The 14278-nt window shown below is 46.1% G+C and carries 12 protein-coding genes; 2 read left to right on the top strand and 10 right to left on the bottom strand.

Annotated features, from left to right (window positions below):
* Positions 1-266 precede the first annotated feature (266 nt).
* Positions 267-533 carry a hypothetical protein gene (locus tag L3V31_RS02960; RefSeq protein ID WP_237314590.1) on the top strand — a complete coding sequence of 89 codons (267 nt, stop codon included), beginning with the start codon at positions 267-269 and terminating at the stop codon, positions 531-533.
* 668 nt (positions 534-1201) lie between these two features.
* On the opposite strand, the gene L3V31_RS02965 is transcribed toward L3V31_RS02960, so the two are convergent.
* Genes L3V31_RS02965 through L3V31_RS02990 form a run of 6 tightly spaced genes read right to left on the bottom strand, consistent with a single transcriptional unit; the run spans position 1202 to position 6477 of the window.
* Positions 1202-1861, bottom strand: coding sequence for an HAD family hydrolase (locus L3V31_RS02965; protein ID WP_237314591.1), 660 nt, complete (start codon positions 1859-1861; stop codon positions 1202-1204).
* Position 1862: 1 nt separating this feature from the next.
* On the bottom strand, positions 1863-2882 hold the full coding sequence (locus tag L3V31_RS02970) for an ABC transporter ATP-binding protein (RefSeq protein WP_237314592.1): 1020 nt from the start codon (positions 2880-2882) through the stop codon (positions 1863-1865).
* On the bottom strand, positions 2879-3667 hold the full coding sequence (locus L3V31_RS02975; RefSeq protein ID WP_237314593.1) for an ABC transporter permease: 789 nt from the start codon (positions 3665-3667) through the stop codon (positions 2879-2881). The genes L3V31_RS02970 and L3V31_RS02975 overlap by 4 nt, the downstream gene beginning before the upstream one ends.
* Positions 3654-4565, bottom strand: a complete 912-nt coding sequence (locus L3V31_RS02980; RefSeq protein WP_237314594.1) for an ABC transporter permease subunit — start codon at positions 4563-4565, stop codon at positions 3654-3656. Before L3V31_RS02980 ends, L3V31_RS02975 begins: the two co-directional genes overlap by 14 nt.
* Positions 4562-5368: an alkaline phosphatase family protein gene (locus L3V31_RS02985; protein ID WP_237314595.1), complete on the bottom strand. Its 807-nt coding sequence runs from the start codon at positions 5366-5368 to the stop codon at positions 4562-4564. Before L3V31_RS02985 ends, L3V31_RS02980 begins: the two co-directional genes overlap by 4 nt.
* A gap of 29 nt (positions 5369-5397) precedes the next feature.
* Complete coding sequence (locus tag L3V31_RS02990; RefSeq protein WP_237314596.1) at positions 5398-6477, bottom strand: ABC transporter substrate-binding protein; 1080 nt, start codon at positions 6475-6477, stop codon at positions 5398-5400.
* Positions 6478-6688: 211 nt separating this feature from the next.
* Between L3V31_RS02990 and L3V31_RS02995 the strand changes: the two genes are divergently transcribed.
* On the top strand, positions 6689-7429 hold the full coding sequence (locus L3V31_RS02995) for a UTRA domain-containing protein (RefSeq protein WP_237314597.1): 741 nt from the start codon (positions 6689-6691) through the stop codon (positions 7427-7429).
* A gap of 54 nt (positions 7430-7483) precedes the next feature.
* On the opposite strand, the gene L3V31_RS03000 is transcribed toward L3V31_RS02995, so the two are convergent.
* The 4 genes from L3V31_RS03000 to L3V31_RS03015 form a co-directional block, all read right to left on the bottom strand.
* A complete protein-coding gene (locus L3V31_RS03000) occupies positions 7484-9067 on the bottom strand; it encodes a BCCT family transporter (RefSeq protein ID WP_237314598.1) in 1584 nt (527 codons plus the stop codon).
* A gap of 185 nt (positions 9068-9252) precedes the next feature.
* The gene (locus L3V31_RS03005) at positions 9253-9516 is read right to left on the bottom strand and encodes a hypothetical protein (RefSeq protein WP_237314599.1); all 264 of its coding nucleotides are present in this window, start codon (positions 9514-9516) and stop codon (positions 9253-9255) included.
* Between the two features lie 211 nt (positions 9517-9727).
* Entirely contained in the window at positions 9728-11218 is a 1491-nt protein-coding gene (locus L3V31_RS03010; protein WP_237314600.1) for an efflux transporter outer membrane subunit, read from the bottom strand.
* Positions 11215-14277, bottom strand: a complete 3063-nt coding sequence (locus tag L3V31_RS03015; RefSeq protein WP_237314601.1) for an efflux RND transporter permease subunit — start codon at positions 14275-14277, stop codon at positions 11215-11217. The genes L3V31_RS03010 and L3V31_RS03015 overlap by 4 nt, the downstream gene beginning before the upstream one ends.
* Position 14278 lies beyond the last annotated feature (1 nt).

The raw sequence follows: 14278 nt of genomic DNA on the forward strand, positions 1-14278 counted from the left end.
GGGCTGCTCTTTTTATTTTCTCCAATAGCAGCAGCCACAAAAGTACGAGAAAGGATTATTTGTGCTATAGCTTTAATGAATAGAATAAAAAGAAAATATAGTCATGGCAAATTTAACATTCAGTGTGCGAAATTTACCATGAAGGTTTCAGTGATAAAATATAAAGTTTAGTAAGTTACTGAAATTATGGGGTTAATAAGTTGGCATCGTACGTGCAATGTAAAACACGTACCCAAAATAAACTGCTAATCCTCAAGGAGCTTGCTATGAAAAGCGTATTTCTTTCTACTCTTGGTCTTATTGCTGTAATGTCATCACCAATCGCTGCTGCTAACACGTTAGACAAGGAGGAGTGGAGCTCTGATTTACGCCAAGACTTTACTGCAATGAAGCACGAAGCGATAGCAGATGTTCAGCAAATGAATACGGACGAGATTGATGCTCAAGATGCACGAATCGTTAAACGTATTAAAGAAGAACAGGCACAATTGGTAAAGGTTGCGTGCCAAAAATCAGAAGCGAGTAAGTCATAGTTTCTGAGTGGCCTTTGTCAAAATAAAGAATGACGACTAATACATGTTCAGCGCTAGTTAGCAGTAGGCGCTGATCTTGTTGCTCTACTTGCCAGCTTATAAAAGCTGGCTTTTTTGTGTCTATCGCTAAATAGCAGGCAGAAAAAAGCCCGCAAAGGAAAGTCTTTGCGGGCGAAAAAGGGCACCAAATTCGGTGTCTATTCATTATGGAGATGGTCAAACATCCTTATAAAACTGACAATAGCTTGGTGAGAGGCTTACCACCAGCGCGACCAACTGGGCTAAAGTTAACATTGTTGTAACGATTGTTGAAATGTTAATTTCTCAATCAATGATTTCATTATTGTTACCTATAATTGCGAATATGTTGTTGTTCTGTATTTTGTGTGTGCTAAGGCTAAGGCTAAGGCTAAGGTTTTGATAACATTTCGATTTGTAAACGGTATATTAATTGTGTTTTTTATTTATGTGAGTTCAGTTGTGTATGGTGATGGGTTATATTTCTCCTGCGTAAAGCGACTAAATTGATTGATTTTGTTAACAGCATGTTTTGGCTGTGACGCATTCATCTTGCGGATGCTTAGGCTATTTTACGCGAAGAAAAAGAGCAGTTTCCGTACTGCTCTTTTTGGTTGGCTTGAGGTGAAATATCATCCAAATATGGTTATCTAATTCCAACTTAATACCGTCCAGTTTGGCTGGTTTGCATGCTCTCTCAGGCGAGGACATGGATTGACCAGATAGGCGTAGTCTGCGTGCTGACAGAGCGGTAAGTCGTTGATCGAATCCGTATAAAAGTGAATTTCTGAATACGACTCTGACTGCTCCTCTAACCATTTTTGCAGTCTGGTAACCTTACCTTCTCGATAGCTAGGTATGCCCGAAATTGCAGCGCTATAAGTGCCTTTTTGCTCAATCAAGTCGATGCCAAGTGCAGTTGGAATTCCCAAACGTTGCCCTACTGCTTCGACTAAGAAAGTTACACTGGCGGAAATGATCACCATATCAATACCATCACGGGTGAGTTGCTCGATTAACGTTTTGGACTCTTTAAACTGCTTGGGTAGAATCTGCTCGTCTACACACTCTGCAACCAAGGTTTTTACTTGCTCGATAGGCATGTCGGAAAGTGGTGCCATGCAAAACTCAAGGTAGTCTTCCATGTCCATTTTCCCCTCTGCGTAGAGCTTCATGAGGCGATGATCTTCTTCGATGAAGTTAGGCTGTGTCGCAATGCCTTTTTCGACCAAAAATGCGTTCCAAATCATCGCGCAGTCAGCGTTGATTAAGGTTTCGTCCATATCAAAAACATACAAAGGTTTGGACATCTTAAGCTCTCACTGGTTGAATTTCGTTTAGGTTAAAGAGTAGTTCTAACTGGCTGCCATTTGCTAATAGTCGCTCAGATGAACGGTTGAGTAAATCAACGGTGAGTTCGCACTCGTTAACGTGCACCTGATAGCGGATCACATTACCCAATAACTGGTGATTTTTAATAGTACCGCTTTGTGGTGCGGAAATGTGATTACCATACTGACGGCCTTGCTCTTTGACATAAATGGACTCAGGGCGAATAGCTACTTTGCTTTGAGTATTGATATTAAAAAGCTGTTTGGCGTGGTCGGCTTCTACCAGGTTGTAGTGTCCCATAAAACCGGCAACAAACTCGTTGGCTGGTTGCGTGTAAATCTCTTCGGGCGTACCAGTCTGAACGATTTCCCCTTTATTCATCAGAAAGATGCGATCAGACATGATCATGGCCTCTTCTTGGTCATGGGTAACGAAGATAGTTGTCAGGTTCATCTCTTTCTGGATATCGCGAATTTGCTGGCGAAGGTGCTTACGGATTTTAGCATCCAGAGCTGACAAAGGTTCGTCTAGCAGCAGAATACGTGGTTTCACGACCAAGGCACGTGCTAATGCTACGCGCTGACGCTGCCCACCTGAAAGTTGATGCGGGTACTGCTTTTCTTTGCCTTTCAGGTCTACCAACTCAATCACTTTCGCCACTTCACGCTGGATGTCTTCCGCGGCGAGTTTCTTCATTTTCAGGCCAAACGCAATGTTTCCTTCAACCGTCATATTGGGAAACAGAGCATAAGACTGAAACACCATGCCGATGCCGCGTTCTTGCGGTACTTGGTGGGTGATATCCTCACCGTTAACCAAAATTTCCCCACCTTCAACAGGATTAAGCCCCGCCAGGCTGCGGAGAAGAGTGGATTTGCCACATCCGCTTGGGCCAAGAAGAGTAATGAACTCGCCTTGCTCGATAGTGAATTGGATACCTTCAAATACGGTATTCTCACCAAAACGTTTGGTTAGGTTTTTTGCGGTTACGTAGCTCATGATTTAGCGCCTCGACTGAAACGACTTGCCAGCCAAGTCAGTAAGAAAATAAATAAGAAATAGGTCATGACCAACGCAGACGTAAAGTGCCCGCTTGTCTGACGCATGTTGTACAAGTAGATCTGTAAAGTTTCATAGCGTGTGCCGACTAGAATATTGGCAAACACAAATTCACCTAGCAGGAAGGAGAAAGAGAGAAACAGCGACGCCATTAAGCCTTTCTTCAAGTTTGGCAAAATGATCAGTAAAAATGCTTTGGTTGTGCTTGCACCAAGTAAATGCGCAGCGTCCATCAAGTCATGCAGGTTGATGGCTTCGAAGCTGTTTGAAATCGCTCGATACATGAAAGGTAAAGCGATAGTGAAGTAAGTGCCAATCAAAATCCAAGGCGTACCAATTAAGGAAATGTCGCTGTTGGCATAAAGTTGCAGAAGGCCAACCGACGACACCACTGGCGGTACAGCAAACGGAAGCAATATCAGAATATTCATCAGTTTGTCGAATTTTGGGAAGTAGTAAAACACCACAAAAATCGCAGGCAGAATCAGAACAACACTCAGTGCCAGTGCTGAAATACAGACAAATAGAGAGCGACCAAAAGCTTGCAGGAAGCGTGGATCGGTCAGCAGTTTGATGTACCAATCCAGCGTAAATCCGTCCGGCAGAATCGTCGCTCCCCAGCGGGAAGATATCGAATAGACGAAGGTTGCCAATATTGGGATCAGCATAATGCCGACAATGGAGTACACCACGGTTTTGTGGAAGCGAGTATTAACGTTTTGCATTAGCTTGTTTACCTGCGTAGCTCTTAGTAATGAGCCATTGGTTAATCACAGTGATAAAGGCCAGCATTGCCATCAAAATAACCGAGATTGCTGCGGCGAGATTAGGTTCAAGGAACAGATCGCCCGAGACCAAGCTCGCAATGCGAATGGTGATGAGGTTGTAGTTCCCGGAAGTTAACGCATACACACTGGCATAAGCGCCAACGGCATTTGCGATCAGGATGATTAACGTACCCAGCAGCGCAGGAGAAAGCACGGGCAAGGCGATGCGTATCCAGTATTGTGAGGTTTTTGCGCCAAGCAATGCTGCTGCCGCTTGCCAATCGTCACTTAGGGCATCGAATGCAGGGTAGAGCAACAATACTGCTAATGGGATCTGGAAGTAGATGTAAATCGCCATCAATCCCCATTTGCCATAGAGGTCGAAATCGCCGAGCAAACCGTATTGTTTAAGCAGTAAAGTGACCGCACCGTTTGTGCCTAAAATGATGATGAATGCGAACGCCAAAGGCACGCCAGCGAAGTTGCTGCTCATGTTGGTAAAGGCAATGACACCGTCACGGATTTTTGAATCGACACGACGTAATGAAGAAACCAGTACGGTTGCAACCAGTAACCCAACAATGCTCGACCAAAATGAGAGCCATAAGCTGTTGCCAAAAGCTTGCATCATGAAGGTTGAATCAAACACTTCCAGATAGTTATCGAACGCGAACTCGCCGTCGTAAATAAAGCTGTTAATCAGCACCCAAACAATCGGTGCAAGCTGAAACAGGTAGAAAAACAGAGCGAAGGGCGCAAGCCACAATGCAGGCTTACTCCGTTTTAACCAACAACTCATTCGACGCTTGTTCGTGCTTTCATTATTGGTTGTTGATGAGATGGCAGAACTGCTCATAGTGCTAACAATTCCTGAGTATAAGGTTTCGAGTGGTCAAGGTTGAGAAGCTGACAAACCGAGCCACAAATCTCAGTTTGTTTAACGTGACAATCTTGGTGGGTGAACGTATCGCCAATCACAAACAGCGGTACTTCTCTCTCTTCTGGCAGTACGCCGCCATGAGATAAATCGTTGTTCATGCCATGATCGCTGGTCACGATGATCTGGTAACCATCGGCAAGCCACTGATCGATGTAGTTGGAAAGGATGATGTCTGCGCCGCGCGCACAATTGCGGTATTGACGAGAATCTAAGCCGAATTTGTGGCCCGTATCATCAATGTTCATTGGGTGAATCAGCAAGAAGTCCGGCTGATGCGCACGGCGTAAATGTTCAGCATCTAAAAACAGAGCTTCATCAGGGTACTGGTCCCAGTGATAAAAACAGCCATGTTGGATATTCAGTGTTTCATCATTGGTGAAGCGGTCACGGACGGCGTTATATGGGGCACGATTATAAAGCTCGCTCACCCAGTGATAAGCTGCTGCTGCGGTCACTTTGCCTTGAGACTTGGCCAAGCTGAAGATTGAATCCTGATTAGACAAACGAACGATATGATTGTTGACGATGCCGCTATCAATCGGACGAACACCAGTTAGGATGCACTCGTAAAGTGGGCGGGACATCGAAGGTAGTTCACATTGCACTGGATACAGTGTTGCGCGTTGTTGCTCTAACAGACCGTTGAGGTAGCCCATACAATCACGGGCTACCTGATAATTCAGTCCATCGAGAACAACAAGGATAACCTTATTGCTCATGATATTTTCTCGTTACTTCTTGCTTGGTATTACTGCTGATGAATCAGTACGTTCTCTTGCCATTGGCGCGGCAGTTTACGTGCCGATTTTTCCCATGCAGAGAAATCCGTAACCGGTTTAGCATTCGTGTACTGGTCGTTAGAGATCAACTTGTCCTGAATGGATTTTGGTAGGGTGATGTTGCTGCGAATCGGACGTGCATAACCTTCTGCAAGGTTTATCTGACCTTGGTCACTGAAGATGTATTCACGTGCTAGCTTCGCTGCATTCGGGTTCTTCGCGTATTTGTTGATGATGGTTGTGTAGCCCGAAACCACAGAACCGTCTTGAGGAATGTTTACGGTAAATTGGTCGCGGTCAATCTGGTCACGGTAGTTCAACGCGTTAAAATCCCAAAGGATAGCAACTTCGACTTCACCTTTTTCAAGGTTTGCAATGCTTGGGTCCGTAAATGACAAACGACCTTGCTTGGCTAATTTTGCAAAATACTCGATAGCTGGTGTTAAGTTTGACTCGTCACCACCATGGGCAAACGCTGCCGCAAGTATTGCATTGTTGGCTTGTGCGGCCACACCGACATCACCGACCGTTACTTTGTAGTCGCCCTTTAGTAGGTCATCCCAGGTTTTTGGTGCGTTTTTCACTAGGTTATTGTTTGAGATGAAAGAGATTGTGCCAGTATAAGCAAGTGCCCAGTGACCATCTTTATCTTTTGCCCAATCAGGGATATCGTTCCAAGTTGTTGGTTTATATGGCTGTGTTACCCCTTTTTTTACCGCTACTCGCGCAAAGGCAAAACCCACATCACCAATGTCCGCAGTCGCATTTTTCTTCTCAGCTTCAAATTTTGCGATCTCCTGAGCTGAGCTCATGTCCGTATCCTGGTGCTTCAAACCGTAGTTTGATTGCAAGTCCGCCCATGTGTCTTTCCAGTTTGCCCAACTACCAGGCATACCCACACTGTAAACCGCGCCTTCTTGTTGAGCAGCTTTTACCAATGTGTCTAGGTTGGCGTCTTTGTCTTGTGTTGCGGAAAACGCAGAGGCAGATAGTGTTGCTGCAATCAGAGTGGCTGATGCTACAGCGGAACGGCTAAGCAAAGTTTTCATTGTCTCCATCCTTCTGGACTAGGTCAGTAAGTTCGATTGTTATCCTATGGATGGAGTGTGACGATTTAGCGCAGATAATTTGACAGTTATGCTGAATTTCTGTGGCAGTTATATTTCACCTGCATGCAGGCTAACCAGTTGTTGGCTGTCATATTTTTGTTATCCAACTGACCTATCTTGTCCATCAAATAATCTGTGGACTAGATCAACAATGAATACATTGGTCACCTCTTACTCGGGAAAACAGTCAAGTACGCAACTAGGAAAAATTAGAGCGACGCTTCGTGAACAAATTCATTCAGGAATTCTCGTGCAAGGGCAAAAATTGCCGTCAGAGCGCGAATTAAGCGAGCTTTTTTCAACGACCAGAATCACCATTAAGGATGCTTTAGTTTCGTTAGAAACAGAGGGAATCATCTACCGGGAGGAGCGACGAGGCTGGTATGTGTCTCCCTCAAGAGTATGCTACAACCCATTGTCCCGCGCACATTTTCATCAAATGGTTCGCGAACAGAATCGCATAGCGGAAACCAAGTTAATCCATGTGCGCAGTGAAATGGTGTCTGGTGAGTATGCCAAGGTTTTAGAAGTCGAACAGATCACGCCAATTTATATTATCGAGCGATTACGCCATATTGATGGCCGCGCGGTGCTGTTTGTAGAAAATGTCCTGAAGGCGGAATTGTTTGAGGGAATCTTAGCGGAAAACCTGACCTTGTCACTGACTGGTATCTATCGGGAAAAATTTGGAATTGAAACCAAACGCTCCCGATTTGATGTGATTCCAACGTCAGCCCCTGCTCATGTTGCAAAGCCCCTGAATCTGGCTGAAGGGCAGCCTGTTCTTAAAATCTGTCGGGTGAACTACAACCAAGATGGGGAGTTGATGGACTGTGAACTGGAGTACTGGCGTCCGGATGCGGTGAGAATACGCATTGACAGCGTGGAGTGAGTAAGAGATTCCCGATATTTTTCAAAAAATTACCGGGAATCATAAATTAAGCAACTAAGTTAAACCTTGCTCTTTCGCCATCTGCTTTGCAATGCTTGGTGCTTTCCAAATACTTGGCAATATGATCAAAGATACTGGCACTGCGGTAATCACGATGAAGGACTGCAACGCCGAGATGCCACCTGATCCCATCGAAATCAGAGCAATCGCTACTAAGCCCATGATCAAGCCCCAAAACGTACGAATTATCGCGTTAGGTTCCGTAGAGCCTGTCATTACAACGCTGATGGTGTACGTCATCGAGTCACCAGTGGTGACAATGAAGGTCGTGGTTAAAATAAGGAAAAGCACCGAAATGATCATCGGGAATGGCAGTTCTGATGTGATCGCCAGTAATACAGCAGGAAGATTGAAGCCTTCGAAAGCGGATGAAATTACACCTGGATTGCTTAACTCAAACGCCAGTCCACTACCGCCAACAATGCTGAACCAGAAGCAGGTGATGAGCGGTGCAGCAATGCTAATTGACATTATTAATTGACGGATCGTGCGACCACGAGAGATACGCGCAATAAAGATCGCCATCATTGGGCCATAACCAATAAACCAACCCCAGAAGAAAACGGTCCACCAGCTTAACCAGTCTGTGTCACCACGGTAGAGTGCCATTGGAAAGAAGTTATCTACCAAACGGCCAATACCTTGGACATAGCCGTCGACAATAAACGTGGTTGGGCCTACGGCCAAAATATATCCAATCAAAACAACGGATAAGATGATGTTGTAACGACTGACAATTTGAATGCCTTTACTTACGCCACTTAGCGCGGAAAGGGTGTACATCAGAATGGCAGCAATGATCACCATGCTCTGCGTAAAGAAGGTATCTGGCAATCCAAATAGTGAATTCAGGGCGTAACTGATTTGTAGGCCAAGAAAACCAATAGGACCGATCGTGCCAGCGGCTACCGCGATGATACTGCACGCATCAGCTAAGTTACCAATCCAGCCATTGATGGCTTTATCGCCTAAAACAGGGTACAGCAGAGTACGTGGTTTTAATGGTAGCCCCTTGTCGTAGTGGAGGTGCATCAAAACAATAGAGGAAAGGCCACCAAGGATCGCCCAGGCTAAGAAACCCCAATGCATAAAGGACTGAGATAACGCATTGATTGCGGCGGTTTTGGGAGAGGCGTCACCATAGAGTGGTGGAGCAGTAACGAAATGGGCGATAGGCTCAGCCGCTGCCCAAAAAACACCGCCACCAGCGAGTAGGGTGCAGAGTACAATCGATAGCCATTTGAAATTATCGATTTCTGGTTCCGCTAAACTTCCTAAACGTACATCACCAGTACGTCCAAAAGCGAGAGCCAAACCAATTAAAAAATTGAGAAGAAGCAATACCTGCCAGTAAGCGCCGAAATATTTTGTGGCAAATCCAAAGCCATTGTTAACCATTGCGGTTAGAGAGTCTGTACTCGTCAGAGCTAGCAGAACGAACAGAGTAAGAAAGCTACCACTTAACCAAAATACTGGGTTAGTGAGTTCGAGTCGCTTAATTAGGGACGGAGGGTGGATCGCGGCATAGTCTGCTTCCTGAACAGGAGCATGGGAGGCGGTATTCGTCATATTTGACATAAGTACTTCGCTTTTGAGGGCTCGGAGGCCGTGTATTTCCCCTCACATCCAGTCAATGAAAAGTGTGAAGGACTTCAAAAAGTCGCAGATATTAGCATGTCGAGATAATGAATTTAACCGTAGATTTAAGTTCATTGTTCGTGTATCAGCCAAGACACTGATTTTTGGAGTAGATGACGTTGAAGTTAAGAGGATTCTCTTAGCTTTTGATGTATGCGATAACCAAACACATAACCGATGTAAAATAGAGCAGCGAGTGTCATTGACGCTGCGGTGTAGGCGAGAGTTCGGTTAAGGCCAATGCCAAAGGCGAATGTAAACGCAATGCCGTTGACCGCTTCCACAGGAAAGTCGTACCAAGCAATATGGACCGAAGACCCAAAAAGCAGCACTGTGCTAAGGAGAAAGATCACGCCGCTCAATAAGCCGAACCATCTGCTGTTGTTCATGTTTATTCTCAAGTGTTACTTAAGTAACGTAACAAAATATTTCAGGGTCGGTATTATATACCCAAATAACCACGAGGTGTGTGGTTATTTGGGCAGTTATCGGATTAATAGTAGTTTTGTAGGCGTAAAGTAAGAGGTTACTGAAGCAACCTCTTTATGGACAAATGGAGTCTGATTCCAGTTAGTTCGAAGAATCAACGTTGACGGGCAATCAACCTTCTGAGTTGGTCGGCTGATTGAGTGTCCAATTCCCACCAAGCGATTTGTAAAGCGCAATCGTCGCTTGCGCCGTTTGTAGTTTTGCCGCGACACGTCGGTCTTGCATCATTCGTTGCTGGCGCTGAGCGTCTAACACCGATAAATGGTCAATCAGACCAGCGCGGTAAAGTGACTTCGCTTTGCTCACTGCGTTATCCGTCGCCTTCAGCGCATCATTGACTCGACGCTGGTTCTCCTGACTTCTGCCGTAGGCGAACAGTGTTGATTCAGTTTCCGCCAATGCTGCATCCACCGTATGCTGATAAGACAATGTCGCCGAATCAAATCGTGCTTGGTTAATGGCTTCAATTGCTTCCCCACGCCCGCCGTCAAACAAGTTCCAACTTACGCCTGCAGCGCCCATCCAGCCGAAAGAGTCACTACTGAACAGATCATCAAAGCTCGATGCGGACAAGCCCGGAGCTCCCGTTAAGAAAAACTTAGGGTATTGATCGGCAATACTAGCCGCGAGTTCTTCATTCAATGCAGCCATTTCACGCTCAGCCAGACGAATATCGGTACGGCGCTTCAATAAATCCGAGGGTAAACCGACGGGCACCATATTCTGCATGCTCGGCACACCATGGCTTTGTGCCAAACGAGTTTCAACCTTTGTCAGTGGTTCGCCAAGTAGCACCGTAATACGATGTTTATGCGTTTGTTGAGCAATTTCTAGCTGAGGAATGATCGCCTCCATGGCTGCGAGCGTTGCTTTCGCTTGTGCTAAATCAAGGTCAGAGCCATAGCCGCTTTGCACCACTTTCTCGACCAGGTTCATTGTACGTTTCTGATCGTCTAAGTTTGACTTCGCCAGTTCAAGGCGTTCGCTCGCACCTTGGTACTGAAGGTAGTTATGAATTAAATCAGCCGTAATCACCGTGGTTAAGCCACTTTGATAAATTTCAGCTTGCTCCAGGCGAATTTGCGCCGCATTCGCTTGACGGTCAATTCGCCCAAATAAATCCATCTCCCACGAGATATTCGCTCCGGCAAAGACACCATCGTGCTGATTATCCATCAAGGTGACATTGCCAACTTGTGGCGGTAAGCCTGATACCGAATCACTTAACGGATTTAAAATTGGGCCCATTGATGAGTCATTCTTGCTGAACCGATAATTCATATAGCCCGCGCTGAGACTGATGGTCGGCACTTTAAACGATTCCACCATCGTCTTATAGCTGTTGGCCATTTTTACACGCTCCGCGGCGACTTTAAGCGGAATACTTTGACTCTGCATATCTTGAACCAGTTGATTTAAGATTGGGTCGTTGAATTCCGTCCACCAAAACTGAATGGTTTGCGACTCGGTGCTTAGCCCCGAGTCCTGGCTGTTAAGGTAAGTCTCTGCAATGCTGGTGGTTGGACCCTGATAATCGGGACCCACCGCACAACCAGTTAAACTCAGTGCCAGAACAATTGGCGCAAGGATGAATTTTTTCATGATGACGCCTCCTGTGGCTTAGTGTTGGTTTGGGTTATTGGCTCTTTGTCTTTGTAAGCAAGGCGATAAAGTGCAGGCATTACGAACAAAGACAATACCGTTGCCGCTGCTAAACCACCGATGATGGTTGCTGCCATTTGGTCAAACAGCAGATCCGAAAGTAGCGGAATCATGCCCAGCGCCGTTGTTAATGCGCCCATCGAGATCGCCATGGTTCGGTTCACTGTCGCTTCTTTAATAGCGTCTGACAGGTTCATACCGTTTGCTCGTTCCAGCTCAATTTGATCCATTAATACGATTCCGTTTTTAATGATCATCCCCGTTAACGTAATCGCACCGATTATCGCCATAAAACCAAATGGTTTATCAAACCCGAGCAGAGCAAAAGCCGCCCCTGACGCTGCCAATGGCAGAGTCGCCAAGATGATGATTGGCTGTTTGAAGCCGTTAAACATTGCCACCAGAATGATCACCATGATCAGCATGGCTTTCGGTTGCTGCTTCATGATGTCCGTGACGGATTTGTTTTCATCATAGTATTCACCGCCCCATTCCATGCTGTAGCCAGAAGGCAGTTCAATCGCTTCAATTTGATCTTTAATCGCGTTTCTAACGTTGGCTGGCGTTGACTCTCGGTTAACTCCTGCCTGAACCGTTATGGTTTTCACGCGGTCACGACGCCAAATCATGCTCTCTTCGGTGACGAGCTCAAAACCATCGACGATCTGACCAAGCGGAACGCTGCTGAACCCTATCAGCGAACGTACTGGCAACGTTTCTAGCGAAGCCATAGTCTGCGAAGTACCACGCAATTGGATTGGGATAAGCTCGTCATTAAGGTTCATCTGACCCAACGGCATACCGTCCGAAGCGCGTTTCAATGCGAATGCTACGTCTGTACGATTGATGCCAGCGTGACGCATCTTGTCCTGATTTAGGGTTGGCTTGAGCACCTTGCTTTCTTGGCGCCAATCGTCGCGGATGTATTTTGCATCTGGGAGAGAGGCAAAAATCGTCTTCGCTTTTGCGGCTAATTGATGCAATACGTCCTCATCAGGTCCAGAAAAGCGGGCTTCTACAGCAAACTTGTCTTTTGTTGCGAGTTTCAGGGCGCGGAAACGAGGTTCTGCATTCGGAAACTCATTTTTAAGCCATTCATCACCGCGAGCAACTAAGCTGCTGATGCCCGGGTAGTCTTTGGTGTTAATCAGTACCTGACCATATGCAGGGTCAAGTGGCTCGGGCTCTACCGTTACAGAGAAACGTGGGGCACTTGTTCCGATATAGCTTGAGATACTTTCGACTTCTGGCTGTTCGACCAGCCATTTCTCGACCTTGCGCATATCTGCCGAGGTTTGTTCGATCTTCGCACCATTTGGCAACCAGTAATCTAAGAACACAATTGAGCGATCAGATTGCGGAATGAAGTTCACTGCCACATAAGGGACCGCTAATGCCGTCGCAATGATCAGTGGAACTAACGCTGATAACGCTTTAACTGGGTTGTCGACTGTCCAAAAGACCAATTGCTTATAACGGCTTGGTTTGGATTCTTCTTTTACCGCTTTTGGTTTAACGAACATCCAAACCATCAGCACGGTAAAAGTCATTGCCACAATCCATGAAAGCAGCAGTGAAGACGCCATAATGTAAAATACCGAGCTGGCGAATTCTGCAGAATCTGTCTTTGAGAATAGAACCGGACTGGCGCCCATTATCGCAATCACCGTTGCGCCTAGTAGTGGTATCGCGGTTTCTTTGACTGAATCAATCGCTGCGCGAGTGCGCTCAATGCCCTTGTTGAGTTTCACTATCATCATATCGGTGATAACAATGGCGTTATCTACCAGCATACCCAGAGCAAGGATAAACGTACCGAGCGAAACTCGGTGCAAATCAATGCCTGCAATGTTCATGTAGCTCAACGTCAGCAAAATTGTCAGTAGTAAGCTCGCTCCAACAATGGTTGCACTCTTAAAGCCCATAAAGACGAGCAATACCACAAAAACAATCAGCACACTCTCAAGCAAGTTACCCACGAAGTCATCAATCGACTTTTGCACTTCTTCTGGCTGATAGGCGACCGTTGAAATATCGACTCCCAGTGGAAGTGACGCTTGGTAATTAGCAATGATGTCTTGAATCGTATCGCCAAGAGAGACCACGTTGATGCCCTCAACGGGACTAACCGCCAGAGTCACGGCGGGTTCACCGTTGTAGCGATTCTCTGACAAGGCTGGTGTTTGGTAGCCCATGGTAATATCGGCGATATCGCCCAATCGGATTAAGCCAGAGCCAAGGTCACCGGTACCGCCATTGATCACCAGATTGCGGATGTCTTCCAGAGACTGAAACTCACTGGTTTGCGCGATGCGAATACGTTCAGTGCCCGCATCAAATTTGCCCGCTTCAAAGGTGGTGTTTTGCGAGTTAAGCTGATTCCAAACCTGAGCAATAGACAGACCGTACTGCGCCAGACGTTCGTCAGGCATGTCTATGTTAACCACACGCGGTTGTACGCCATGCAGTTCGATTTTTTTGATCCCATCAACGGCTTTGATTTGACGTTGTAACTCTTCCGCGTAACGACGTAGCTCTTCTGGAGCGGCATCTTTACTGTGGATGGAGAAAAGCATGCCATACACTTCCGAAAACTCATCCTGCACAATGCTGATTTGAGCTGAAGATGGCAGTTGGAGTTTCACGTCCTCGACTTTTCGTCTCAGTAAATCCCACTGCTGAGGGAGTCCTTTGGAATTGAGGCTCTCGTTGAGGTCGACAAACACCATCGAAAGACCTGGACGAGAGAGAGAACGTAACTTATCGAGCTCAGCCATTTCCTGCAATTTGGTTTCGATGGTGTCGGTCACTTGTTGTTCGACTTCTTCTGCCGAAGCGCCTGGGTAGAGCGTGACAACAACGGCTGTTTTTACTGTAAAGCTTGGGTCTTCCAACTTACCTAAGTCAAAGTATGAATAGATACCCGCAATCACACTTAATACGATGAAGAAGAGTACGAATTTGCGCTGACGAATAGCGAATTCAGCTAAATTGATCATG

The organism is Vibrio sp. J1-1 (genome assembly GCF_021728395.1).
GTDB lineage: Bacteria > Pseudomonadota > Gammaproteobacteria > Enterobacterales > Vibrionaceae > Vibrio.

Excerpts from the sequence above, each read along its gene's own strand:
- L3V31_RS03000 (WP_237314598.1), bottom strand. The coding sequence starts at position 9,067 with ATGTCAAATATGACGAATACCGCCTCCCATGCTCCTGTTCAGGAAGCA.
- L3V31_RS02970 (WP_237314592.1), bottom strand. The coding sequence starts at position 2,882 with ATGAGCTACGTAACCGCAAAAAACCTAACCAAACGTTTTGGTGAGAAT.
- L3V31_RS02960 (WP_237314590.1), top strand. The coding sequence starts at position 267 with ATGAAAAGCGTATTTCTTTCTACTCTTGGTCTTATTGCTGTAATGTCA.
- L3V31_RS03015 (WP_237314601.1), bottom strand. The coding sequence starts at position 14,277 with ATGATCAATTTAGCTGAATTCGCTATTCGTCAGCGCAAATTCGTACTC.
- L3V31_RS02965 (WP_237314591.1), bottom strand. The coding sequence starts at position 1,861 with ATGTCCAAACCTTTGTATGTTTTTGATATGGACGAAACCTTAATCAAC.
- L3V31_RS02985 (WP_237314595.1), bottom strand. The coding sequence starts at position 5,368 with ATGAGCAATAAGGTTATCCTTGTTGTTCTCGATGGACTGAATTATCAG.
- L3V31_RS03005 (WP_237314599.1), bottom strand. The coding sequence starts at position 9,516 with ATGAACAACAGCAGATGGTTCGGCTTATTGAGCGGCGTGATCTTTCTC.
- L3V31_RS02975 (WP_237314593.1), bottom strand. The coding sequence starts at position 3,667 with ATGCAAAACGTTAATACTCGCTTCCACAAAACCGTGGTGTACTCCATT.
- L3V31_RS02980 (WP_237314594.1), bottom strand. The coding sequence starts at position 4,565 with ATGAGCAGTTCTGCCATCTCATCAACAACCAATAATGAAAGCACGAAC.
- L3V31_RS03010 (WP_237314600.1), bottom strand. The coding sequence starts at position 11,218 with ATGAAAAAATTCATCCTTGCGCCAATTGTTCTGGCACTGAGTTTAACT.
- L3V31_RS02990 (WP_237314596.1), bottom strand. The coding sequence starts at position 6,477 with ATGAAAACTTTGCTTAGCCGTTCCGCTGTAGCATCAGCCACTCTGATT.
- L3V31_RS02995 (WP_237314597.1), top strand. The coding sequence starts at position 6,689 with ATGAATACATTGGTCACCTCTTACTCGGGAAAACAGTCAAGTACGCAA.